The organism is Pseudomonas sp. LW8 (assembly GCF_041956865.1).
Lineage (GTDB): Bacteria > Pseudomonadota > Gammaproteobacteria > Pseudomonadales > Pseudomonadaceae > Aquipseudomonas > Aquipseudomonas siliginis.
Genome location: NZ_CP168138.1, coordinates 2320800 through 2344128, shown reverse-complemented (window position 1 = coordinate 2344128; position 23329 = coordinate 2320800). Strand labels below are relative to the sequence as shown.

At 60.9% G+C, this 23329-nt stretch carries 19 protein-coding genes; 11 read left to right on the top strand and 8 right to left on the bottom strand.

The features are described 5' to 3' along the window. Positions 1–4 precede the first annotated feature (4 nt). Genes AB9L16_RS10600 through AB9L16_RS10590 form a run of 3 tightly spaced genes read left to right on the top strand, consistent with a single transcriptional unit; the run spans position 5 to position 4793 of the window. Positions 5–1441, top strand: coding sequence for a TolC family outer membrane protein (locus AB9L16_RS10600; RefSeq protein WP_110645707.1), 1437 nt, complete (start codon positions 5–7; stop codon positions 1439–1441). Next, positions 1438–3600: a type I secretion system permease/ATPase gene (locus AB9L16_RS10595; RefSeq protein ID WP_039758810.1), complete on the top strand. Its 2163-nt coding sequence runs from the start codon at positions 1438–1440 to the stop codon at positions 3598–3600. Before AB9L16_RS10600 ends, AB9L16_RS10595 begins: the two co-directional genes overlap by 4 nt. Before the next feature lie 5 nt (positions 3601–3605). After that, complete coding sequence (locus AB9L16_RS10590; protein WP_370593533.1) at positions 3606–4793, top strand: HlyD family type I secretion periplasmic adaptor subunit; 1188 nt, start codon at positions 3606–3608, stop codon at positions 4791–4793. On the opposite strand, the gene AB9L16_RS10585 is transcribed toward AB9L16_RS10590, so the two are convergent. Next, positions 4794–5390, bottom strand: coding sequence for a trypsin-like peptidase domain-containing protein (locus AB9L16_RS10585; protein WP_375123514.1), 597 nt, complete (start codon positions 5388–5390; stop codon positions 4794–4796). A gap of 238 nt (positions 5391–5628) precedes the next feature. Beyond that, positions 5629–7518 (bottom strand): sigma-54-dependent Fis family transcriptional regulator, encoded by a 1890-nt coding sequence (locus AB9L16_RS10580; protein WP_056785066.1) that lies wholly within the window; start codon positions 7516–7518, stop codon positions 5629–5631. 246 nt (positions 7519–7764) lie between these two features. Here AB9L16_RS10580 and AB9L16_RS10575 point away from each other — a divergent pair, with 246 nt between their 5' ends. The 5 genes from AB9L16_RS10575 to AB9L16_RS10555 all read left to right on the top strand — a co-directional run bounded on the left by AB9L16_RS10575 (position 7765) and on the right by AB9L16_RS10555 (position 13046). After that, complete coding sequence (locus AB9L16_RS10575) at positions 7765–9588, top strand: NAD(P)-binding domain-containing protein (RefSeq protein ID WP_375123513.1); 1824 nt, start codon at positions 7765–7767, stop codon at positions 9586–9588. Between the two features lie 115 nt (positions 9589–9703). After that, positions 9704–10708: an NAD(P)-dependent oxidoreductase gene (locus tag AB9L16_RS10570; protein ID WP_375123512.1), complete on the top strand. Its 1005-nt coding sequence runs from the start codon at positions 9704–9706 to the stop codon at positions 10706–10708. Between the two features lie 86 nt (positions 10709–10794). Beyond that, on the top strand, positions 10795–11361 hold the full coding sequence (locus AB9L16_RS10565) for a GNAT family N-acetyltransferase (RefSeq protein WP_252877954.1): 567 nt from the start codon (positions 10795–10797) through the stop codon (positions 11359–11361). An 84-nt stretch (positions 11362–11445) separates the two neighbouring features. After that, the gene (locus AB9L16_RS10560) at positions 11446–12351 is read left to right on the top strand and encodes a LysR family transcriptional regulator (protein ID WP_024012654.1); all 906 of its coding nucleotides are present in this window, start codon (positions 11446–11448) and stop codon (positions 12349–12351) included. Between the two features lie 137 nt (positions 12352–12488). After that, positions 12489–13046 carry a flavin reductase family protein gene (locus AB9L16_RS10555; protein ID WP_056785061.1) on the top strand — a complete coding sequence of 186 codons (558 nt, stop codon included), beginning with the start codon at positions 12489–12491 and terminating at the stop codon, positions 13044–13046. Between the two features lie 45 nt (positions 13047–13091). On the opposite strand, the gene AB9L16_RS10550 is transcribed toward AB9L16_RS10555, so the two are convergent. Then, positions 13092–13307, bottom strand: coding sequence for an Atu4866 domain-containing protein (locus tag AB9L16_RS10550; RefSeq protein WP_056786820.1), 216 nt, complete (start codon positions 13305–13307; stop codon positions 13092–13094). A gap of 235 nt (positions 13308–13542) precedes the next feature. Continuing rightward, positions 13543–14112, bottom strand: coding sequence for an NAD(P)H-dependent oxidoreductase (locus AB9L16_RS10545; protein WP_016774391.1), 570 nt, complete (start codon positions 14110–14112; stop codon positions 13543–13545). A 204-nt stretch (positions 14113–14316) separates the two neighbouring features. On the opposite strand from AB9L16_RS10545, the gene AB9L16_RS10540 reads away from it, so the two are divergent. Further along, entirely contained in the window at positions 14317–15225 is a 909-nt protein-coding gene (locus AB9L16_RS10540) for a LysR family transcriptional regulator (protein ID WP_056785056.1), read from the top strand. On the opposite strand, the gene AB9L16_RS10535 is transcribed toward AB9L16_RS10540, so the two are convergent. Continuing rightward, positions 15219–16379 (bottom strand): MFS transporter, encoded by a 1161-nt coding sequence (locus AB9L16_RS10535; RefSeq protein WP_375123763.1) that lies wholly within the window; start codon positions 16377–16379, stop codon positions 15219–15221. The two genes, AB9L16_RS10540 and AB9L16_RS10535, sit on opposite strands and share 7 nt — an antisense overlap. Before the next feature lie 180 nt (positions 16380–16559). After that, complete coding sequence (locus AB9L16_RS10530) at positions 16560–17393, bottom strand: oxidoreductase (RefSeq protein WP_375123511.1); 834 nt, start codon at positions 17391–17393, stop codon at positions 16560–16562. A gap of 295 nt (positions 17394–17688) precedes the next feature. Between AB9L16_RS10530 and AB9L16_RS10525 the strand changes: the two genes are divergently transcribed. Both AB9L16_RS10525 and AB9L16_RS10520 read left to right on the top strand, forming a co-directional pair. Continuing rightward, complete coding sequence (locus tag AB9L16_RS10525; RefSeq protein ID WP_082228565.1) at positions 17689–18120, top strand: DoxX family protein; 432 nt, start codon at positions 17689–17691, stop codon at positions 18118–18120. A gap of 60 nt (positions 18121–18180) precedes the next feature. Next, positions 18181–19116 (top strand): NADP-dependent oxidoreductase, encoded by a 936-nt coding sequence (locus AB9L16_RS10520; RefSeq protein ID WP_056785049.1) that lies wholly within the window; start codon positions 18181–18183, stop codon positions 19114–19116. On the opposite strand, the gene AB9L16_RS10515 is transcribed toward AB9L16_RS10520, so the two are convergent. Then, entirely contained in the window at positions 19094–22153 is a 3060-nt protein-coding gene (locus tag AB9L16_RS10515) for an efflux RND transporter permease subunit (RefSeq protein ID WP_375123510.1), read from the bottom strand. The two genes, AB9L16_RS10520 and AB9L16_RS10515, sit on opposite strands and share 23 nt — an antisense overlap. Next, positions 22150–23259 carry an efflux RND transporter periplasmic adaptor subunit gene (locus AB9L16_RS10510; RefSeq protein ID WP_375123509.1) on the bottom strand — a complete coding sequence of 370 codons (1110 nt, stop codon included), beginning with the start codon at positions 23257–23259 and terminating at the stop codon, positions 22150–22152. The genes AB9L16_RS10515 and AB9L16_RS10510 overlap by 4 nt, the downstream gene beginning before the upstream one ends. Positions 23260–23329 lie beyond the last annotated feature (70 nt).

The window sequence follows — 23329 nt, the reverse complement described above, 5'->3', positions numbered from 1 at the left end:
GTCTGTGGAGTCAGTTTTTCGCCAGAAATGGCCGGTGGTCCTGTTGACCATCGGCCTCTACCCCGCTTTCACCGTCGGCGTTCGCGCCGACGACAACCTCGACAGTAGCTTGCGCAGCATCAGCCCGTCGCAACTGCAACAACCGGCAGGCAATGACAATCGTCAGCGCCCTGCCCCTGCTTCAAAAACGGCCGCCAACGCGGATACTTTGGGGCTGGAACAAGCGGTCAGGCTCGCCGTGGACTGGCACCCACGCATCGGTGAGGCCATCGGCACCCTGTTCCAGCAAGGCGAAGGGGTCAACGTCGCCGAGTCCGGTTATTACCCGCAGGTCACCGGCGGCATCAAGGGTGGCTACACCAGCGGTTACGGCAGCGATGCCGGCAGCCAGTCGGTGAACATTTCCCTCAAACAGATGCTGTATGACTTCGGCAAGGTTTCCAGCTCGGTCGACGCCGCCCGCGCCCGGGTGGCGCGCAGTCAGGCCGGGATTCTGCTGGCGATCGACGACATCGCCCGCGACACCGCCAGAGCCTACATCGAAGTGCAGCGTTATCAGCGTCTGCTCGAGGTTGCCCGTGAACAGATTCAGGGCATCGGCGGCATCGTTGACCTGGCCAGACAGCGCAGCGACATGGGCGCCAGCACCCGTTCCGATATGGTCCAGGCGCAGTCCCGCGCAGAAGGCGCGACGGCGACGTTGCAGGAATTCAAGGCGCAATACGCACGCTGGCAAGCGACCCTGACCAGTCTGCTCGGACGGCGCACGCCGCCGGCGGTCAGCGACGCCGCCGCGCCTACGCTAACCCAGGCCTGCGACGCCTCGCAGATCTCCGACACCCTGCCCGCCGTCCTCCAGGCCGCCGCGCAACGCACTCAGGCCCAGGCCGAGCTGGCCCAGGCCAAAGCCGAGGCCTACCCGACCCTGTCGCTGCAACCGTCGGTCAACCAATACCTGGACGACCACTACGACGATCAGAACTCGCGCGCTGATCGCACCCAGGTGGGGATCTTCCTCAACCTCGAAGTGCCGATCTACCAGGGCGGCGCGATCAGTGCGCGCAGCCGCGCCGCCGGGCATGCGCTGACCGCAGCGGATTCGGCCGAAGACTTCGCCCGTCTGCAAGCGCGCCAGGGTCTGGCCGAAGCCCAGGCGCAAACTTCGGGCCTGAACCGGCGGCTGCGCTCGCTGGAATTTCGCCAGACCAGCATCACCGAGGCACGCATGTTGTATGGCCGTCAGTACCTGGAACTTGGCACGCGACCGCTGCTCGACCTGCTCAACGCCGAGCAGGAAATCCATCAGTCGCGCTTCGATCTGGTCAACACCCAGGCTGATCTGCAACGCCTGCAGATCGATTGCTTCTACAACAGCGGTGCGATTCGCCGGGTCTTCGGCATCGACCACAGCGCCATCCAGAATGTCGAGATCCTGCCATGACCGATGCCAGCATCACTGTTCCCGAACCCGCTGCTGCCGAAGCTCGCGAAGATTATTCGCCATGGCTGGAAGCGGTGTTGAAGGTCGCCCGCCACTACCGACTCGACGTCTCGCCGGAAAGCGTGCGTCTGGCCTCGGTGCACAGCGAAGGCCGCGTCGAAGAAGTGGTTCGACACATGGCGCGTCAGGCCGGTTTGAGCGTGAAATTCGCGGTATTCGACAACAAGAGCCTGAGCCGCTGGCGCACGCCGCTGGTGGTGCAACTGCGTGATGGTCAGGTCGGCGTGCTCGAAAGCATCGGCGAAACCGGCGAGCTGGGCATCTGCTTCAGTGGCGATCAAGGTTTGCAGAGTCGCATGGAGGCTGGCGCGCTCGCCGAGCAGGCCCTGCGCACGGTGATTCTGCGTCCGACGCAACCAGTGGCGGACGTGCGCACCAACGATTACATCAAGCCCTACGACGAGCACTGGTTCCGGCGCATCGTCCTCACCGATCTGCGGCCCTACAGCCAAGTGATGATCGCCTCACTGGTCGCGAACCTGCTGGGCATGGCCGGGGTACTGTTTTCCATGCAGGTGTACGACCGGGTGATTCCGGCCGAGTCGCTGCCGACCCTGTACGTGTTGTTCGGCGGGGTGATGCTGGCGCTGCTGTTCGATTTCGTCATGCGCATTCTGCGTCTGCGCATCACCGATGTGCTGGGCAAACGCGCCGACTTGCGCGTCTCCGATCTGGTCTTTGGCCACGCCTTGCGTCTGCGCAATTCCGCGCGGCCGAAATCCACCGGTTCGTTCATTTCGCAGTTGCGCGAGCTGGAGCAGATCCGCGACCTGATCACCTCCAGCACTGCCACGGCACTGGCGGACATGCCGTTTTTCCTGCTGTTCCTGCTGGTGTTCTATTTGATCGGCGGGCCACTGGTGCTGATCCCGTTAGTAGCGCTGGTGTTCATGTTGCTGCCCGGGATCATCGCGCAACCGCGTCTGGCGCGACTGGCCAATGCATCAATGCGTGAGGCGGCGTTGCGCAACGCCATGCTGGTGGAGAGTATTCAGGGCCTCGACGACATCAAGGCATTGCAGGCCGAGCAGCGTTTCCAGCAACAGTGGAACCAGTACAACGCCGCCTCGGCGGACAGCAGCCTGCGCCTGCGCACCTTGACCAACAGCCTGGTGGCGTGGACGCAAAACGTGCAAGGCGGAGTGTTCGCGGTGGTCATCGTGTTCGGCGCGCCGATGGTGATTGCCGGCGACCTGACCACCGGCAGTCTGGTCGCGGCGTCGATTCTGTCGTCGCGGATGATGGGGCCGATGGCGCAACTGACCCACGTGCTCACCCGATGGCAGCAGGCCAAGGTCGCGCTCGAAGGCTTGAACCGGATCATGCAGATGCCGGTGGATCACCCCGAGGGCAGTCAGCGCGTGCACCTGCCGGCGATTCGTGGCGACTACCGCCTGCGTCAGGCCAGTTTTCGCTACAGCGAGGAATCGACCCCGGCGCTCAACAACATCGACCTGAGCATCCGCCCCGGCGAGCGCATCGCCCTGCTCGGCCGCAACGGCGCCGGCAAGTCGACGTTGCTGCAAGCACTGGGCGGCGCGATGGATCTGAGCAGCGGTGAGACCACCCTGGACGGCATTGCCCTTGCGCATCTGGATCCGGCCGATCTGCGCCGCGATGTCGGCCTGCTCTCGCAACAGGCGCGACTGTTTCACGGCACCTTGCGCGACAACATCACCCTCGGCGCCGGTCAGGCCAGCGATCAGGAAATCATCGCCGCGTTGACTGTCACCGGTGCGCTGGACTTCGTTCGGCAGCTGCCCAAAGGCATGGATCATCTGGTACTTGAAGGTGGCTTGGGCCTGTCGGGCGGTCAGCGTCAAAGCCTGTTGCTGTCGCGCTTGTTGATCCGCCAGCCACAAGTGCTGCTGCTCGACGAACCGACAGCCGCGCTGGATGACGTCACCGAGCGGCTGCTGCTGGAAAAACTCGCGACCTGGACCCAGGGCCGAACGCTGGTGGTTGCCACGCATCGGGTCAGTGTGTTGCAACTGGTCGAGCGGATCATCGTTCTCGACAATGGACGCATCGTCATTGACGACCACCGCGACGCGGCACTTGCGCGGTTGCGCGCACCGGGCAAAGGAGTGGCGGTATGAAGCCGATGATGACCGACGTGCCGGACCCGATGTCCTACCTCGACGGCCGCGATGAGCGCGCACTTGCCGGTGGCGCAAAGGTGATCTGGGGTTGCGCGCTGATGCTCGCCTGCTTCATTGCCTGGGCGGCGTGGTTTGAAATCGTCGAGGTCTCGACCGGCACCGGCAAAGTGGTGCCCAGCTCGCGCGAGCAAGTCATTCAGTCGATGGAGGGCGGCATTCTCGAGCAGCTCAATGTCAGCGAAGGCGCTTTGGTCGAGCGCGGGCAGATCCTCGCGCAACTGGACCCAGTGAAGAACCAGTCCAACGTCGGCGAAAGCGCGGCCAAGTACCGCGCGGCGCTGGCCAGCGTCAACCGCTTGCAGGCAGAGGTCAGCGAAAAGCCGCTGACCTTTGACGCCTCGCTACAAGAGTTTCCTGATCTGATCCGCGCCGAAACCGAGCTCTACCAGACCCGGCGCAAAGGTCTGGCGGAAACCCTCGACGGCATTCAGAGCTCGCTGAAACTGGTGCGCAGCGAACTGGCGATTACTGAAAATCTGGCGAAGATCGGCGCCTCGAGTAGGGTTGAAGTGCTGCGCCTGACCCGTCAGCGTTCGGAGCTGGAATTGAAAGCCACCGAAGCCCGCTCCGATTACATGGTCCGCGCCCGCGAAGACCTGGCCAAAGCCAACGCCGAGGCGCAGATGCTCGAAGCGGTGATCCGTGGGCGCACCGACTCACTGTCGCGCCTGACCCTGCGCTCGCCGGTGCGCGGCATCGTCAAGGACATCGAGGTCAGCACGATTGGCGGCGTCATTGCGCCCAACGGCCAGGTCATGCAGATCGTGCCGCTCGATGAACAACTGCTGATCGAGACGCGTATCTCGCCGCGCGACATCGCCTTCATTCACCCAGGCCAGGCGGCGAAAGTGAAAATCACCGCCTATGACTATTCGATCTACGGCAGCCTCGACGGCGAGGTGGTGACGATCTCGCCGGACACCATCCAGGACGAAGCCAAGCCGGAGATCTTCTACTACCGCGTGTTCATCCGTACCGCTTCGGATGAACTGCGCAACAAGGCCGGCAAACGCTTCGCCATCGTCCCCGGGATGATCGCCACGGTGGACATTCGTACCGGCGAGAAAACCGTGCTCGACTACCTGATCAAACCACTCAACCGCGCCCGCGAAGCGTTGCGCGAACGCTGATCAGCGACTGGCCAGTTTGGTCGCCGGTGGCGCTGTCGGGGTGATGCTGGCCTGATAGCGCGACCACTCGCGATTGATCTCCGCGTACGGCAAAAAGATGCTTACGCGCGGTTGATCGAGCAGGTCCTTGCGCTTGAGGCGGCTGACGTCATCACGGGTGAGGAACGCCACGTTGATGCCAACCACTTTGCCATCGGCAGAAAACACCGGCCCGCCGGACATGCCTTTGGCCAGTGCGCCATTGTGGGTGCCGTAAAGCACGTTGCCCTCTTTGATGTCGAGGCGAACCATGGCCGGCAACGCCTGGCCGGTACCCTTGACCGACATGTACAGCGAATTGAAGCCCACCGAAGTCAGCTCCTCGCCCGGCTTGTAGCCGCGCCACGCCGGCACGCTATTGGCCTTGTGGCGGAAGAACTGTACGTCTGCCTGCCCTTGGAAAACCGTGCCCGACAAGTAAGGAATGTGCTTCACCGTCACGGCGAAGTCTTCGTTCCATTGCACAGCCGACCCCATCAGCAGGTAAGGCAAAGGTGCGCCGGAGTGAACGATAAAGGCTTGGTCTAAAACAGGATCCTGAACAAAAGCGACTGGCATTCCATTGCACCCGCTGAGCAGCAACGACGCTGCAACAAGTGACTTGAGGGGGCGCATTTTCGGTACATCTTGAAGTGAGGAAAGGTGCTGCAATATGTCATTGCGCCATCACTTCTAGCAATAGCCTGAGCCTACCGCTTGTCGGCGAGCGATATAGTGAGTCAATGATTGGATCCAAGCAATTTCCCGGCAATGCACGCAATCAACAGCGAATGAACGCAAATGATCGCGATTGTCTTCAACCAGGTCGAGTGATCCCATGCTGACGAAGCTTGCGGTACAGGGTATTGCGGCTAATCCCCAGACGACGGGCAACTCGCGCGATATGCCAGTGTTCAGCTTCAATCAAGCTCAGCAGAGTTTGCCGTTCGGATACGCCCAGTGGATCGTCAACAGGTTGGTCGTCACTTGCGGGCAGTAACTCATGCACGTCCTCCAGCGTGACCCGGCCTTCCACTGCCAACGCCACCAACGTACGCAAACAGGTGCGCAGTTGCCGGACGTTGCCCGGCCAGGGCTGCGCCAGCAAGCGCTCTCGAACTCCCGATTGCAGCCGCACAGTGGCGCCCGCCGCTTCTTCGCGCAGCAGGAGGTCGAGCAGACGGCCCTTGTCGGAACGCTCGCGCAGCGGCGGCAGTTCCACGGCGAAACCGCCAATGCGATAGAACAGGTCCTCGCGCAGGCGTCCGTCGGCCACGCAGGCTGGCAGATTCTGGTGACTGGCGCTGATCAGGCGTACATCAAGCGGTCGCGGCGTTGCGCTGCCCAGCGGCACAACCTGGCGCTCTTCGAGCACGCGCAGCAGACGGGTCTGTAGCGCGAGGGGCATGTCGCCGATTTCGTCGAGAAACAGAATGCCGCCATGGGCCTGCTCAAGCTTGCCGACCATGCCGTCCTTGCGCGCGCCGGTGAAGCTGCCGCCGCGATAGCCGAACAGCTCGCTTTCAATCAGCGTCTCGGGGATCGCCGCGCAGTTGATCGCAACAAACGGCTGGCCGGCGCGCGAGCTGGCGCGATGCAGCGCTGCCGCAAAGGCCTCCTTGCCGGTGCCGGTTTCACCCTGCAGAAACACCGGCACGTCACGCTCCAGTACACGCAACGCGCGAGCGAATCCGCGTTGCAGGCGCGGGTCTTCCAGGCACACGCGCTCATCCTTGATTGGCGGGACAGGCGCAAGGGTCAACGGCGCGGAGCGGATCGGTTCGCGCAACTGGCCGTAGAACAAGCGCCCGTCGGCCAGGCGCATCGGCCAGCAGACGTGCGCCTGAGCACTGGCCTGCTCGAGCAACTGCTCCATCGGCGTTTCCAGCAGCATCGTCAACGACTGCCCGACCATCTGCTCGCGGCTCAGGCCCAACAGATCGAGCGCCGCCGCATTCACCGAACAGATCCGCGCACTCTCATCGAAGCTGAGCAGGCCTTCACCCAGCAGCCCGACAAACCCGGCGTCGGGATGAAACCGCAGCAAATAGCGCTGCGGATCGTGGCCAAGGAAAAAACAGCTCTCGATCAACCTGGCCGACAGATTGGTCAGGGCCATGGCCTTGAAGCGTTGCTCAAGGCTGCTTTCCTCGCGCACGGAGGACAGGTTGAGCACCGCGAGCAACTCACCGCTGGCGTCGAATATCGGGCTGGCCGAACAGGTCAGGCCGACGTGCTGGCCACGGAAATGCTCGTCGCGGCGAATGGTCACGTGCTGGCGCTCGACCAGGCAGGTGCCGACGCCGTTGGTGCCCTCGTGCTCCTCGCTCCAGACCGAGCCGAGCCACAGCCCGGAGCGCTGGAACTCGCCGCGTTCGGCTTCGTTGAACACGCTGTCGATCGCCACGCCGCGCGCATCGGTGAGCAGCACGACATGGCCGTCACGTCCCAGTTGCTGGTGCAGGCTGTTCATCTGCCAGTGCGCAACGGAAATGATGTGTTCCAGCGGCGCACGGTGTTCGCGCAAACGCGCCTGTTCGAGCACATCCGGCGCGCGGCGGCTGGCCGGATCGAGCTGGTATTGATCCAGGCAACGCCGCCACGAACGGGTGATCGCCAGGTCTGCCGCCGCGCTGTGGCTGGCAACAGAGCCCTGCACGGCTTGCAGTACCTGGCGCGCGTGGGCGTTGATCGAGGCCGGTTTCATTGTTGTTGTTCTCCGCTTCGGTGAAGACACGGGTGTGTCCGCAGCTTAGATGAAAAGCTCGTTGCGGGGGAATTTCGCGCCGAGTGACACAGTGTCATCCGCGATTCTCGAATTTGTGACATGTCGCCTGTGCCAAGCCTTGTCGGCCTTTGCATCAAACGCTCTGGCCCGCGCCTTTCAAGGAGATGGCCCAAGCCTTGCTCTGATGCCATGGCTTACCAAAACAACAAGATCGGGAGTGGCCCCATGAACATCGCTATTGAAACCCCTTTGCAATCGCCAACAGCGCAACTCGCCGCTTGGGTCGAACGCCTCGGCGGACGTCTGGCGCAACGAGATGTGGACGGCACGCTGGAGCTGTTTGCCGAAGAATGCCACTGGCGTGACTTGCTGCTGTTCAGTTGGAACCTCGTCACCCTGGAAGGCAAACCGGCGATTCGCGACATGCTCGAAACACGCCTTGAGCAGACCCGGCCCGAACGCTGGCAACTCGAAGGTGAAGCCACGCTTAGCGATGGCGTGCTTGAAGGCTGGATGAGCCTGGAAACCGACTCGGCGCGCGGCAAAGGCTATGTGCGCCTGAAAGAAGGTTTGTGCTGGACGCTGCTGACCACCATGCGCGAACTCAAAGGCTTCGAAGAACCCAGCGGCCGCCGCCGGCCGATGGGCGCGAGCCACGGCCATGCCCACGCTGACAAGCGCAACTGGCTGGAGCGCCGCCGCGATGAAGAAGCGGCGCTGGGCATCACCACGCAACCGTACTGCCTGATCGTCGGCGGCGGTCAGGGCGGGCTCGGCCTCGGCGCAAGGCTCAAACGCATGGGCGTACCGACGCTGATCATCGACAAAGCCGAACGCCCCGGCGATCAATGGCGCGGCCGCTACAAGTCGCTGTGCCTGCACGACCCGGTCTGGTACGACCACATGCCCTACCTGCCCTTCCCCGACCACTGGCCGGTGTTCACCCCGAAAGACCAGATCGGCGACTGGCTGGAGATGTACACCAAGGTCATGGAACTCAACTACTGGCCCCGCACTGAGTGCCTCGGGGCTACGTTTGACGAAGAGACTGGCTGCTGGACCGTGGAGGTCCTGCGCAACGGCGAGCCCGTCACCCTGCAACCGACGCAACTGATCCTCGCCACCGGCATGTCTGGCGTACCGAATGTGCCGGTGTATCCAGGCGCCGAAAACTTCCAGGGCCAGCAACATCACTCCAGCCGTCACCCCGGCGGCGATGCGTGGAAAGGCAAGCGCGCAGTGGTCATCGGCGCGAACAATTCAGCCCACGACATCTGCGCCGATCTGGTGGAAAACGGCACCGAGGTGACCATGGTGCAACGTTCGAGCACGCACATCGTGCGTTCGGACAGCCTGATGGAACTGGTTTTCGGCGGGCTTTATTCCGAAGAGGCGCTCGAGTCGGGGCTGACCACGGACAAGGCCGACCTGCTGTTCGCCTCGATTCCGTACAAGGTCATGCCACAGTTTCATCGGCCGATCTTCGACGCGATCAAGGAGCGCGACAAGGACTTCTATGAACGCCTGAGCCGGGCGGGTTTCATGCTCGATTTCGGCGATGACGAATCGGGTTTGTTCATGAAATACGTACGCCGTGGCTCGGGTTACTACATCGACGTCGGCGCCTCGGAACTGATCGCCAACGGCACGATCAAGCTCAAGAGCGCGCCGGGCCTCGGTGTCGAACGCATCGAAGCGGATGCGGTGGTGCTCACCGATGGCAGCCGCTTGCCGGCCGATCTCATCGTTTATGCGACAGGTTATGGCTCGATGAACGGCTGGGCCGCGAAGCTGATTTCCCAGCAAGTCGCCGACAAGGTCGGGCGCTGCTGGGGCCTGGGTTCCGGCACCACCAACGACCCCGGCCCGTATGAAGGTGAACTGCGCAACATGTGGAAGCCGACCCAGCAGCAAAACCTCTGGTTCCACGGCGGCAACCTGCATCAGTCACGGCACTATTCACTGTATCTGGCGTTGCAGTTGAAAGCCCGTTTCGAAGGCCTCGACACCGATGTTTATCGCCTTGCAGAGCGCCATCATCTGGGCTGATTCCTCAAGTGGTCGTTCGTCGGTGCGCAGACCAAGCGCACCGGCGAACTGGCAAAGTGCGTGCTAGGGTGTCTAGCCCAAGCACGTTTCAATCCAGGAAAAATGAGGAGGATTCATGCCACTTCATCCCATTCTGTTCATGGGCGGTTCCGGCGCCATTGGCCACCAGACAGCCCGCGCATTGCGCGCGGCGCATCCCGACGTTCCGTTGCTGATCGGCGGACGCGACCTCGCCAGGGCTGAGCAAACCGCCGAGCAAATCGGCAATGCCCAGGGTGTGGTCATCGATGCTGGCGCAGAAGATCTGGGACTGGGTGATCGCCCGGTCAGCGCCATCGCCTTGTTCTACATGGACCACGCCCTCGCCGGGCTGCGCTTTGCGCAAAAGCGCAAGGTGCCGCACTTGAGCATCTCTTCCGGCGTGTTCGAAATCGCCCCGCAGATCGCCAGTTTCATGCACACGCCTGACGCGTCGCCCATTGTCCTCGGCTACGAATGGATGGTCGGTGCCACCACCGTGGCAACGCTGCACCTCGCCAAGGCATTCGCCCGCGTGCACGACATCCACATCCATGCACTGGTCGACGAACAGGACGGCGGCGGCCCGACCGTGGCCGTCGATTTCGAGCACCTGAACAAAATGCTGCCCGCCGCGCTGACCCGCCGTGACGGCGAATTCATCTGGCGTGAAGGCGACGATGCCAAGGTCAGCTTCCGCGCCGTCGACGGCACGACCCTGCAGGGCACCGGCTTCTCCTCGATCGACGTCACCGGCCTGGCCGCCGCCACCGACGCCCCGAACGTCGAGTTCAACCTCGCCAGCGGCATCAGCTCGACCCGGCGTCAGGGCCAGCCGATGTCGACGGAAATACTCATCGAACTTGAAGGCACGGATCACGATGGCCAGCCGTTGCGCACCCGCCACGCCGTGGTTCACCGATCAGGTGCAGCGGCGTTGACCGGGCTCAGCGTGGCCATGCTGCTGGAGCGACTGGTTGGGCTGGATGGGCAAGCGCCGGTAAGGCCGGGGCTGTATTTCCCGTATCAGTTGCTGGAGGCACAGGTGTTTTTGCAGCGGTTGAGAGAGGACGGTGGGGAGTTGATCGAACTACTTGAGTGAGACGGCGCACAGGTCACTCGACACTTGAACTGCTCGTTTGAGAGAGTACCGGTGCTGCCCGCCACTGCTCGCAAGGATTGATTGCCATGGATTGCATCCCCACGCTTTACACCCGCCGCTTGATCCTCACGCCGCTGCAACTGAGTGATGCAGCGGCGGTGCAACAATTGTTTCCGCAATGGGAGGTCGTGCGCTATCTCGACAGCCGCGTTCCGTGGCCGTATCCGGACGACGGCGCGCTTGTTTACGTCCGCGATGTCGCGCTGCCCGCGATGGCTGCCGCAAAGGAATGGCACTGGATGATCCGCACCCGCGTTCAGCCCGAGAGCTGCATCGGCAGTATCAGCCTGTTTGATCAACCGGGTAACCATCGAGGCTTCTGGCTCGCCCCACAGTTTCAGGGCAACGGCTACATGCGCGAGGCCTGCAAGGTGATCAATGCCTACTGGTTCGATACGTTGATGCGCCCATTGATGCAGGTGCCCAAGGCCGCCGCCAACCGCGCTTCGCGCAAGATTTCCGAAGATGAAGGCATGCGGATGGCTGAAACACGGGACGGCCAGTTTGTGTCGGGGCCGATGCCGGTGGAGGTGTGGGAGATCACGCGCAGCGAATGGCTTGCCGAAGAAACAAACCGGTCAATTGATTGTTAGAGCCGATCAAGTGCTCAATCTTGCGTATATGCTGCTGTCTGCAAAATCAGGACAAGTACTCCCCAAACGTTCGAGACAGTAGAAATGATCTCCGATCCAGGAACACCAACGCTTGATCAACTGAAAGTATTTCTGACGGTTGTAGAAGTGGGCAGTTTTGCCGCTGCGGCCAGAAAACTGCATCGCGCGACATCGGTGGTGAGTTACTCCATTTCCAATCTGGAGATGCAGCTCGGGGTTTCACTGTTTGACCGCAAAACCACGCGCAAACCGCAACTGACGGAGGCAGGTCGAACCGTCCTGGCTGAAGCACGCACTATTACCAACGGCGTAAATGGGCTGCGCGCAAAAGTCTCCGGTTTGCTGCATGGGCTTGAAGCAGAAGTTCACCTCGCGCTCGATGTAATGCTCCCTGCCGAGCGAGTAGTCGATGCGTTGAGGACCTTCAGGGAAGAATTTCCCACAGTCACTCTGCACTTGCACATGGAAGCCTTGGGGGCAGTGACCCAACTGGTGATGGAGAAGAAAGCTGGAGTCGGCATCAGCGGTCCGCTGGACATTGGCCTGGACGGCATCGAGCGCATCGGCGTGGGCAGTGTTCAATTGATACCGGTCGCCGCGCCTGCACACCCGCTTGCAACCGAGTGTTCCAAATCCCCTGGCGCTGCCAGAGAGTTTGTTCAATTGGTGCTATCGGATCGTTCAACGCTTACGGGTGACAAGGACTTTGCCGTCGTGAGCACTCGCACTTGGCGACTGGCGGATCTGGGCGCCAAACACATGCTTCTCAAAGAGGGCATCGGATGGGGGAATATGCCGGTGCCCATGGTTCAGTCTGACCTGGACGAAGGACGCCTGGTCGAGCTTGATATGCCCGACTGTAAAGGCGGCACCTATGCCTTCGATGCGATTTATCGAACCGACTCGCCGCCCGGTCCGGCTGGGCAGTGGCTGATCAAGCGGTTCGGCGAACAGCTCTTGCCGACGTAAGCAATTCAGGGAAAAGAGCAAAAATCCGACAGCCTGAGCAAGGCTGCCGGAGAGATGCATGTCAAAAAGCAGGAAAGTTGAATTGTCGAAAGCGACTGACAACAACTGTTTATCCTCTTTTGATCCCCGGAGGCGCCATGACCGCATTTCGAAAATCCGACTTCCCTTTGAGCGAGGTTCGCCAGCATCTGGAAACCGGCCCCATCGTCCTGGTGACCTCCGCCTGGCAAGGTGAAACCAACATAATGACCATGGGTTGGCACATGATGATGCAGTTCTCCCCCGCCCTGTTTGGCTGCTACATCTGGAGTGCAAACCACAGCTACGAGCTGATCCACAACAGCCAGCAGTGCGTCATCAACGTGCCCACCGTCGAATTGGTGGACCAGGTTGTTGCCGTCGGCAACAGCAGCGGTGGCGCCATCGACAAGTTTGCCCAATTTGACCTCACAGCCGCCCCCGCAGAACGGGTAAAGGCCCCGTTGATCAAAGAGTGCTACGCCAATTTCGAGTGCAAGCTGTTCGACTCCAATCTTATCGGCGAGTACGGTCTGTTCGTGTGGGAAGTGGTCAAGGCGCATGTGGCTACGTCGGTGAAAAACCCCAAAACCCTGCATTACCGCGGGCAGGGGAAATTTATGGTGGCGGGCGAAACCCTGGATTTGCGCGATCAATTCCGCCCACAGAATCTGTAATACGACACTAATAAAAAAGCCGGAATGTTCATTCCGGCTTATGCGTCAGCGCTCGGGATATAACACCATGCCCGCGTGGTACAGCACGTTATCTCGAAACTCTCCGTCTGCGGTAAAGCCAGTATCGTCCACATACTCGATGTGGTCGCCTTCCAGCCAGTAGCGCCCTTGATAAGCGCTTTTTTGCCGACCGCGAGCCTCGTCATATCGCCCTCCTGGCAGCAACTCATGGCGAATATGACCGTCGGCTGTCACCCACATGCCAACGTACTTGCCCTGATCGCCGGCTGGATTTGCCGTGGCGTTTTCTTGCGCATCAGGGGTTACGCGAATTTCGACATCGGACATTTTAGAACTCCTGTTTTCAGATCATAGTTTCCTGCCGTTCAGCAGGATTTGAAGCAAGAGTAAAAAGTCGCGGCGCGGTGCCGTTATGCAATTCCTGCGCAGGTTTTGCCCAATGCTCCAGGCGCTCGCAGAACGTCTAAGCGAAGGACTACGCGAACTTCTGCAAAGGAGAGAAGGCCCGCGCATCTTTCAGCGCCCGTGCCCACCAGGCCAGCTGGATCAACAACTGCGCCATCGAAACCCGTGCTTGCGCAAAGTGCTCCAGTCCGAGGCCTTGTTCGAGACGCTCGGCAATCTCAGCGAACTTCACATAGCCACCAACAGGCATGGCCTGCAGCTTCAACAACTCGCATCCAAGCTCGTCGACCTCATCCTCCCCGCCGGTCGTGGTGCCATAACCAACAAATGAACAAGGTCGTCCCTGGAGGTGTTCAGGCCAGCGCGCCATCAAGACTTTCAATCCATGCTGGTAACCAAGGTGACGTGCGGGCACCAAGACGATATAGGCATCTGCTGCCGCTAGCGCTCTCAAGCACACTCGACGACCGGGTTGTTCCGAAAAATCGTCTATAAATCTCAGGTCAAACGGCTCTACCACGCTCAACGCAAATTCGCTGCGGTCTTGCACCACGGCGGTAATCCATTGCACCAACGCCGTGTCTACGCCGTTGGACTGGTTGCTGTTATGGATCAGTACTAATTGCAGTGTGTGAGTCATTTCAGCCTCCGAGCAGCTATCAACTTGGCAATGTTCTACGGTTAGAGAAAACAACGTGACAGCAAGAGCGCGATGGTTGGAAGTGGCCACTTCTTTGCTTGCAAAGTCGGCAACCGTTCCATATCGCGTTGGCAAAATATTAGGCGCGCGAAATGGTAGATAAACAGCCCGTGCCCAGGCACACGATTTATGACGTGAGTTCACATGCGACGACTGGATATCAATTGCTTCGCCGAGATGAGCGTGTTCGTTAAAGTGGTGGAACGCGGAGGTTATTCAGCGGCCGCAAGGGCTTGCGCGATAACCCCCTCTGCCGTGAGCAAGCTCATGACGCGCCTGGAAAGCCGTCTTGGCGCACGTTTGCTGAACAGGTCCACGCGCAAGCAACTGCTGACGCCAGAAGGAATGGCTTTTTACGAACGCAGCGTTGCCATACTGGCCGATCTTGACGAAGCGGAACGCGAAGCATCTGCCAGTTCTGCACCGCAGGGAGTGGTCAGAATCAGCTCTAATGTGGGTATCGGCCGCCAGCTTTTTCTTCCCATCATCAACTTGTTCATGAATCAACATCCTGGGGTCAGCGTCGAACTTTTCCTCACCGATGAGGTGGTCGATCTCATCGAAGCACGTGCGGATATCGCCATACGCACCGGAGCGCTCAAGAACTCCAACCTTGTGGCGAAACGACTCGGGCAATCCAGAGGGCTGATCGTAGGATCTCCTGACTACCTGGCGGCCAAGGGCACTCCGCTGGTGCCTCAAGACCTTGCCGATCACAACTGTCTGGGTTTCACCTTTTCGCCTCCCGCCATGGAGTGGGCCTTGCTCGACGAGAGCGGCGAGCAACGTATGTACCCGGTAAAAGGCAATCTGCGCGTCAGCGATGGCGACGCCTTGCGTGAATTGACGGTGCTGGGCGCAGGGCTAGCCAGGCTGGGGTTCTGCCAGGTTGCAGATGACCTGGCTGCCGGAAGGTTGGTTTGCGTCCTGCAACCATTCGTGCCTGCAAGCGTCACGGAGATTCATGCGATTTACGTCGGCCAAGGCGGACATCTGCCCGCACGCGTAAGAGCCCTGATGGATTTCCTCGCCGCCCATTTGCATGTTCATTGAACCGCAACGCGGGCAAAGGGCCGTTCCTTCAATGCATAGGCCAGCACAAGAGCCGCGGGCAAAGCAGCGCCCAGTAGGCACAGCCCTTCCCAGCCGACATACCGAATACCGAAACTTGCAACTGCGGAGCCAATAGCGCCGCCAACAAAGTTGATACTGATAAACACCGCGGTAATCCGTGAGTTGGCTGCGGGGGCCAGTTTGTAGATGACCGATTGATGGGTGATCTGCAAGCCCATTACGCCAACGTTCAAGGCCATTGCGGCAGCGATAATTATCCAGAGCCCTGTCGCCGCAAAGCTCAGCACTGCCCAGGCCAGTATCATCAACGAGGCCAACCCGAATGCCAGCGCGTGCCGGTAGCCATGATCACAGAGCCGGCCAACCACACCGGGAATCAACGCGCCAGTCACTCCCGTGAGCCCGATCAGTCCGATGCTCGAAGTCGAAAAATTGAACGGCGGTTGCGACAACAGTATTGGTAATCCAGTCCACAACATGCTGAAGCTGGCCATTCCCAGCGCACCGTAAAGCGCCCGGCGAGCAAGCGCTGGGTACTCGAGGATGAGTTGCCACAACGAGCGCATCAACTGCTCATAACGCACGGGCTGGCCTCGGCGCTCGGGCTCGGTTGGCAAGGTGATTCTAAGCAGCATGAGCAGGATCAGCGCCGCGCACCCGGCGCTGGCGTACACCAAGCGCCAACCTGCCGCGTTGCCGATACCGCCGGAGACCAGCCACGACAGCGGTATCGCGAGCAAGGCCCCGGTCATCACCACGCCGATCACTTGACCGCGCCGATGCTCGGCTGCGATGGACGCTACATACGGCACAATCAACATGGCAGCGGATGCCGTGACTCCACTGATCAACACTGCGGCGCGGAACAGCAAGAAATTCGGGCTGGCCGCAGCCACAAGCAGCGCTAATGCGTTGATGGTAAACATCCGGCTCAGAAGCGCTCTTCTTTCGAGGACGTCACCGAGCGGGACGACCAGCACAATGCCCAGCGTGTAGCCAAGTTGAGCGCAACTCACCAGCAGGCCGGACGTGGCAAGCGGAATACCAAATGCCCCCGTTACCAACGACAGGATCGGCTGCAGATAATAGAGATTAGCGATCATGGCCCCCGCTGCGAATGCGCAGAGCCACATGAAAGGTCGGGACGGGGACGACGAATTCATACAAATACTCCTCGGTAAATGCCGTTCAAAATTGGGCGAGTCAACTCACTCGCCCAGTTTTTCCCGCACCGCGTCGTCCCCGTTAACTCACTCCTCTCAGGTGTTTGCCTGATTCTGTAGCGTCCATGCCATCAGTGCGGGCTTCGCCTGTCAGGCCGTCGGGAAGTCCGCGCCACGGGCGGTAGACTCCCATGCGCTGAACTCGCGGCCCATGGCGGCAAGCTTCGCCTGCGCTGCCTCATAGGCTTCATTGCCCAACAGCAGGCGCGCCGGCGGCGCTGCGCAGGTAACCGCGGCGTAGATCGCCGCTGCCGCCCTGTCTGGGTCGCCAGCTTGATTGCCAACAGATTGCCGGTACGCGCGCATCGCAGCGCCGGCGGTTGCCTGATAATCCTCGGCCACCGTTTGCGCAGCGCCCGAAGACCCCGCCCATTGGGTTCTGAAGGCGCTGGGCTGAACGGTCATCACGCCGATACCCAGTGGCGCAACTTCGGCGCGCAGACTTTCCGACAGGCCCTCAACGGCGAACTTCGTCGCGCAGTAGTGGCCGACCGCTTCGAACCCGACCAGACCGCCTACCGATGTGAGGTTGACGATCATGCCGGTGCGCCGCTTGCGCATGCCAGGCAGTACCGCGCGAATCATATGGGCCGTGCCGAAGTAGTTGACCTCGAACATCCGCCGAACAGCCCCATCGTCGCTGTCTTCTATCGATGAGAAATAGCCGACGCCGGCGTTATTGATCAGCACGTCCACTCGCCCGAAGCGATGCTCGGCCGCCTGTACGACCTGCATCGCCTGCGCCGGATCGGTCACGTCCAGAGGCAGAATCAAAGCGTCGCCGAGGGCGGCCAGATCCTCGATCTGCCGTGTGTTGCGCGCCGTGACCACCACACGCTCACCCTCATTCAGCAGCGCCGTGGCGATGTGGCGACCGAACCCGGTGGAACAGCCTGTAACCAACCAAACCTTAGTCTCGTTCATTGCAGTACTCCTCTAGATAGCGGCGGTTCAGGATTCGGCTGAACCGCGTTCGAGACCAACGTACCGAATCCGCCCCGCCACTGTTATCCGATCAATCCGCGACATTTGCCTGATCCTGCTCCCCAACACACGTCGCTGACCACAGTGGAAGGTCCACTTCGATTTCTGCTGCATTTCTAGTTTTTCGAACCTGATCATCGAAACTTGTCGGCTATTGCGCAAAGCCTCGCGATGACATCATCTGCTCCACAACGGCGCTTCATGGTGAAGCGCTGAAATCAGCGGAATCCACGTCATGTCCCACGCAGCCACAATTTCCAGCGTCACTGCTTCAACGTCTTCCAACCTCAACAGCACCGTTTCCTTGATCGGGCGGATTCTTCTGAGCGCGATCTTCATTCTTTCGGGCCTGTCGAAAATCGCGGCACCGGCCATGATGATTGGCTACATCGGCTCTGTCGGGTTGCCTTTTCCCGAACTGGCGTTGGGCGTGGCGATTGCTGTCGAGGTTCTCGGCGGCGTAGCGTTGATCGCCGGTTATCGCACACGTACCACCGCAGCGCTGTTGGCGATTTTCAGCGTACTGACCGCACTGATTTTCCATAACGCCCTGGCGGACCAGAATCAGTTCATTCACTTCTTCAAGAATATCGCCATGGCCGGTGGGCTCTTGCAGATCGTTTCTTTCGGCGCAGGGCGTTTCAGCCTCGACGCACGTCGCCACTAATCGAATCGCCGGCACGTCCATTCCTTCCGACGAGCCTTGACCATCACAACGGAGAGAATCATGAAAGCGATCCAAGTCGCGCAGTACGGCCAGGCAGAAGCGCTGGAGCTCAAAGAACTTGCGGATCTGAAACCCAATGACGATCAGGTGTTAATCAATGTTGCCGGTAGTGGGATCAATCCAATCGATTGGAAAATCCTCTCCGGTGCCATGCAGCAATTCATTCCTCTGCCACTGCCCTACACGCCTGGCGTGGAAGTCTCAGGCACAGTCGCCGCGGTGGGCAGGAATGTCAGAGACTTTGTCGTTGGCGACAAGGTGTTCGGGTTTATCGGGATTACCGGCGGATATGCGACCCAGGCCCTCTCAACGCCAGATCGTCTGGCCCACACGCCGACAACACTATCGTTGCAAGAAGCCGGCGGCGTGCCGGCGGCAGCGCTGACCGCTTGGCAAGCTCTGCATGAACACGCCGGAATTCAGGCAGGTCAAAAAGTCCTCATTCACGGCGGCTCAGGTGGCGTGGGCAGCTTCGCAATCCAGCTCGCCCGCCTTGCCGGTGCTTATGTGATCGCGACCAGCTCTGCGAAGAACCACGACTATCTGCGTTCACTTGGCGCCGATGAGGTGATTGACTACACCACGGCTAAATTCGAAGACAGCGTTGCTGACCTCGATGCGGTCATTGATCTGGTCGGCGGCGAAACTCAGAACCGTTCATGGAGTGTGATCAAGCGCGGGGGCGTTCTGGTTTCCCCCGTAAGCGCACCCTCTGCACAGAAGGCAAGCGAGCACGGTGTGAGTGGCAAAAATTTCGCCACCCGCTCCGATGGCAGCCAATTGGCCGAGATTGCCGCGCTGTTCACATCCGGCAAGCTCAGCCTTGAGGCTCAAGTGGTACCGCTGACAGAAGTTGTCGACGCGGTTAAACAAAGCTGGGCCGGACACACCCGGGGAAAAATCGTGCTCGATGTCAGCGCTCAGGCCGAATCCTGAACCAGATCGCATACATCGCCGGCAGAAACACCAGCGTGATGATGGTGCCAACAAACGTGCCGCCGATCAGCGTGTACGCCAGCGTGCCCCAGAACACCGAGTGGGTCAGCGGAATGAATGCGAGAATTGCCGCCAGCGCGGTCAACAACACTGGTCGCGCTCGTTGCACTGTCGCTTCGACCACGGCATGGAACGGCGCCAGCCCTTCTTGCTCGTTGTGATGAATTTGCCCGATCAGGATCAGCGTGTTGCGCATCAGAATCCCGGACAGCGCAATCAGCCCGACCAGCGCATTGATGCCGAACGGCTGGTTGAAGATCAGCAGCGTCGGCACCACACCGATCAAGCCTAACGGCGAGGTAAGGAAGACCATGATCATCGCTGAGATCGAGCGTACCTGGACGATGATGATGAGCAGCGTCATGGCGATCATGATCGGCAGCAACGGCAGAATCGCTTTGCCGGCCTTGCCGGATTCTTCGATGGCGCCCGCCTGTTCAATCCGGTAGCCGGAAGGCAGGTTTTCGATGATCGGCTGCAACTGCTGGATGATCGCGCCGGAAACGTCCGGTGGCTGCAAACCTTCGGAGATGTCGCCACGGACGATGATGGTCGGCGTGCGATCGCGGCGGCGCAGGATCGGGTCCTCCATGCGCACTTCCACCTCGCCGATCTGCGACAACGGGATGCGCTGCCCCGCCGCACCGACCAGGGTGAAGCCTTCGATCTGCGCCGGGTCCAGGCGGATATTGCCCGCCGCACGGCCGACGACCTGCACGGAACGGATGTCTTCGCGCACCGCCGTGATTGGCACGCCGCTGAGCAGAAATTGCAACTGCTGGGCGACTGCGCTGGACGTCAGCCCCACTGCCTGCAAGCGATCCTGATTCAGGTTGAAGTGCAGCGTCGGCGTCAGCGGCCCCCAGTCAGTGTTGACGGTTCTCATCATCGGGCTGTCCTGCATCACCCCCCTGACCTGCTCGGCGATGTCGCGCAGCTTCGCCGGATCAGGCCCCATCACCCGATAGGCCACCGGGAATGGCGAATACGGACCGAACACGATCTGCGTCGCCCGAACCCGCGCCTCTGTAGCAAGCCCTTCGGCGACCGCTTCGCGCAAACGCAACTTGAGGGTTTCGCGAGCGTCCTGGTTGTCGGTCAGCACAACGATTTTGGCGAACGATGGATCCGGCAACTCCGGCGCCATTGCCAGGAAAAACCGAGGCGCACCCTGACCGATATAGGCGGTGACGATTTTGGCCTCTTCCTGCTTGTGCAGCCAGGCTTCGACTTTGGCCGCAGCGGCGCTGGTCTGCTCGATGGAAGTGCCGTAGGGCATCTGCACTTCGATCATCACTTCGGGGCGGTCCGAGGTTGGAAAGAACTGCTTCTTCACCAGCCCCATGCCTGGGATCGCAACAGCAAACAGCGCGACCACCGCACCGGCCACCAGCCATTTGCGCGTGATCACCCACGTCAGGATCCGCCGGAAGCGGTTGTAGCGCGGCGTGTCGTAGATTGCCGCGTGCCCGCCTTCGACTTTCTTGATGTCCGGCAACAGCTTTACGCCCAGGTACGGCGTGAAAGCCACGGCGACGACCCACGAAGCAATGAGCGCGATGCCGACAATCCAGAACATGTTGCTGGTGTATTCGCCCGCCGTTGATTGCGCGAATCCGTTGGGCAGAAAGCCAATCGCCGTGACCAGTGTGCCGGCCAGCATCGGCGCTGCCGTATGACTCCAGGCATAGGCCGAGGCCTTGATGCGGTCGTAGCCCTCCTCCATTTTCACCACCATCATTTCAATGGCGATGATCGCGTCATCGACCAGCAAGCCGAGCGCCAGAATCAGCGAACCCAAGGTGATCCGGTCAAAGTTCTTGCCGGTGGCCGCCATCACCACAAACACGATCGCCAAGGTCAAGGGCACCGCCGCTGCGACCACCACGCCGACGCGCCAGCCCATGCTGAGAAAGCACACCAGCATGACCACCAGCAGCGCGACAAAGAACTTGACCATGAACTCGCCAACGGCCGAGTCGATATTCACTGCCTGATCGGTAACTTTCGAGAGCGTCATGCCCAAGGGCATTTCTTCGTTGATCCTGACTGTCTCGGCATCCAGCGCCTTGCCCAGATCGAGACCGTTCCAGCCCTCGCGCATGATCACGCCGAGCAATAAGGCTTCTTCGCCGTTGTTGCGCACGAGGAAGGTCGCCGGGTCTTCGTAGCCGCGTTCGACCGTGGCCACGTCAGACAGTTTGAGTGTTCGTCCCTGCGCCACCACAGGCGTGTCACGGATTTTCTGCAGCGTGTCGAACGCGCCATCGACGCGCAAAAATACCTCCGGCCCTTTGGTTTCGACCGATCCGGCGGGGGTCAGCACGTTCTGATTGTTCAGCGCGGCGAAGATGTCCTGTGGCGCCAAGCCCAGCGTCGCCAGCCGATCATGGGAAAACGAGACGAATATCCGCTCGGCCTGCTCACCGATGATGTTGACCTTTTTCACCCCCGGCACGTGCAACAGGCGCTGGCGTAACGTCTCCGCATCGCGTACCAGCAAGCGCTGCGGCTCGCCCTTGGCTTTCAAGGCGAACAGCGCGAAGGTCACGTCGGAGAACTCGTCGTTGACCATCGGCCCGATGACACCCGCCGGCAGCCTGATCGCTTCATCATCGAGCTTCTTGCGTGCCTGGTAGAACTCTTCCTGCACTTGCGATGGCGGTGTGCTGTCGAGCAACGAGACCATGGTGAATGCCAGTCCCGGACGCGTGTAGGTTTCCGAGCGGTCGTACCACTTCAGTTCCTGCAAACGTTTCTCCAGGGGTTCGGCAACCTGATCCTGCATCTCCTGCGCGGTCGCCCCCGGCCACGCAGTAATCACCGTTAGCTGCTTGACCGTGAACGGTGGGTCTTCCGCCCGGCCCAATTTGAAGAACGACAGGACGCCGGCAACGGCGATGAGAAAAATCAGAAACACCGTGATTGCGCGCTGGCGCACGGCGATAGCAGAAAGGTTGAACCGGCCCTCGCTCATGGACGACTCCCGGCAATCTGGCCATCGTCGCGGGCAAGCAAGCGTACTTCTTCGCCATCGCGCAGCAGATGCGCGCCCAGCGCGACAATCGGTTCACCGACGTTGAGCTCGCCAGCGACACGGGCCGAGTCATCGCTCAAGCCCAGGACCTCCACCGGGCGCCAGCTCACTGTCGCCGGTGTGCCGGCGATGACCCACACGCCGGGGCCTTTGCCCGGGTCGTAGATCGCGGCGACGGGCACCTTGAGCGCCTGATCTGGCGAAGAACCCTGGGCAATTTCGACGGTGACCGTCGAGCCGATTGGCGCATTGGCCAAACTGCCTTCGAGCACATAGCGCGCCTCGAAGGTACGAGTTGTGCTGTCGGCCGAATCGGACAGCAGACGCAGTTTTGCGCTCACGGCAGCTGACGTATCGCCATACAGTTTTGCCTGAGCGGTCGAGCCCGGTGCGGGCCGCAAGGTCTCGGGCAGATGGACGATGGCCTCCCGCTGACCGGCCCGCGCCAGCCGCACCACCGGTTGTCCCGGGCTGACGACTTGCCCCGGTTCGGCGAGGGTTTCCACCACCACGCCGTCAGCGTCCGCCACCAGCACCGCATAACCGGAAGCGTTGCGCGCAACGTCCGCTTGCGCGACAGCGGCATTGAGTTGCGCCCTGGCGGTGTCGGCTGCGGCTTTGAACTGATCGTAGGCCGATGCCGAAATAGCGCCGGCGGCGACGAGTTTGCGATTGCGCGCTTCGTCACCGGCAGTCTGTATGGCTCGGGCGCGAGCGGCGCTCACCGCTTCTTGCTGGGCTCGCGCCTGCAGGCCGAGGTCGATCGGGTCCAGGCGCATCAGCGGCTGGCCGCGCTTGACCGTCTGGCCGGTATCAACCAGACGCTCAAGCACCTTGCCCGAGACGCGAAAACCCAGGTCGCCCTGCACTCGCGCCGCCACGACACCGGTGAACGATCGGGAGCCGTCTTCTGCAGGCTGCACCGCCGCCGACCTGACAAAGGGCGCCAAGGTACGCGGATCCTGCGCGGTGGAAGAATCACCGCACGCCGTCAGGGCCAGGGGCAATAAACATACCGCGAGGGGAAAAGGTCGGAGCCGGCGCATGGAATTCCTTCACTGAAAATAGGATGACCATCATATTCTCAGCCTTGTGACCAATATCGTCAACAGTCAC

What these genes read in the sequence shown, in the direction of transcription:
- AB9L16_RS10540 (WP_056785056.1), top strand. Translation starts at nt 14,317, where the DNA reads ATGCGACGACTGGATATCAATTGCTTCGCCGAGATGAGCGTGTTCGTT.
- AB9L16_RS10580 (WP_056785066.1), bottom strand. Translation starts at nt 7,518, where the DNA reads ATGAAACCGGCCTCGATCAACGCCCACGCGCGCCAGGTACTGCAAGCC.
- AB9L16_RS10520 (WP_056785049.1), top strand. Translation starts at nt 18,181, where the DNA reads ATGAAAGCGATCCAAGTCGCGCAGTACGGCCAGGCAGAAGCGCTGGAG.
- AB9L16_RS10535 (WP_375123763.1), bottom strand. Translation starts at nt 16,379, where the DNA reads ATGTGGCTCTGCGCATTCGCAGCGGGGGCCATGATCGCTAATCTCTAT.
- AB9L16_RS10560 (WP_024012654.1), top strand. Translation starts at nt 11,446, where the DNA reads ATGATCTCCGATCCAGGAACACCAACGCTTGATCAACTGAAAGTATTT.
- AB9L16_RS10555 (WP_056785061.1), top strand. Translation starts at nt 12,489, where the DNA reads ATGACCGCATTTCGAAAATCCGACTTCCCTTTGAGCGAGGTTCGCCAG.
- AB9L16_RS10530 (WP_375123511.1), bottom strand. Translation starts at nt 17,393, where the DNA reads ATGAACGAGACTAAGGTTTGGTTGGTTACAGGCTGTTCCACCGGGTTC.
- AB9L16_RS10525 (WP_082228565.1), top strand. Translation starts at nt 17,689, where the DNA reads ATGTCCCACGCAGCCACAATTTCCAGCGTCACTGCTTCAACGTCTTCC.
- AB9L16_RS10590 (WP_370593533.1), top strand. Translation starts at nt 3,606, where the DNA reads ATGATGACCGACGTGCCGGACCCGATGTCCTACCTCGACGGCCGCGAT.
- AB9L16_RS10575 (WP_375123513.1), top strand. Translation starts at nt 7,765, where the DNA reads ATGAACATCGCTATTGAAACCCCTTTGCAATCGCCAACAGCGCAACTC.
- AB9L16_RS10570 (WP_375123512.1), top strand. Translation starts at nt 9,704, where the DNA reads ATGCCACTTCATCCCATTCTGTTCATGGGCGGTTCCGGCGCCATTGGC.
- AB9L16_RS10595 (WP_039758810.1), top strand. Translation starts at nt 1,438, where the DNA reads ATGACCGATGCCAGCATCACTGTTCCCGAACCCGCTGCTGCCGAAGCT.
- AB9L16_RS10585 (WP_375123514.1), bottom strand. Translation starts at nt 5,390, where the DNA reads ATGCCAGTCGCTTTTGTTCAGGATCCTGTTTTAGACCAAGCCTTTATC.
- AB9L16_RS10510 (WP_375123509.1), bottom strand. Translation starts at nt 23,259, where the DNA reads ATGCGCCGGCTCCGACCTTTTCCCCTCGCGGTATGTTTATTGCCCCTG.
- AB9L16_RS10515 (WP_375123510.1), bottom strand. Translation starts at nt 22,153, where the DNA reads ATGAGCGAGGGCCGGTTCAACCTTTCTGCTATCGCCGTGCGCCAGCGC.
- AB9L16_RS10545 (WP_016774391.1), bottom strand. Translation starts at nt 14,112, where the DNA reads ATGACTCACACACTGCAATTAGTACTGATCCATAACAGCAACCAGTCC.
- AB9L16_RS10550 (WP_056786820.1), bottom strand. Translation starts at nt 13,307, where the DNA reads ATGTGGGTGACAGCCGACGGTCATATTCGCCATGAGTTGCTGCCAGGA.
- AB9L16_RS10565 (WP_252877954.1), top strand. Translation starts at nt 10,795, where the DNA reads ATGGATTGCATCCCCACGCTTTACACCCGCCGCTTGATCCTCACGCCG.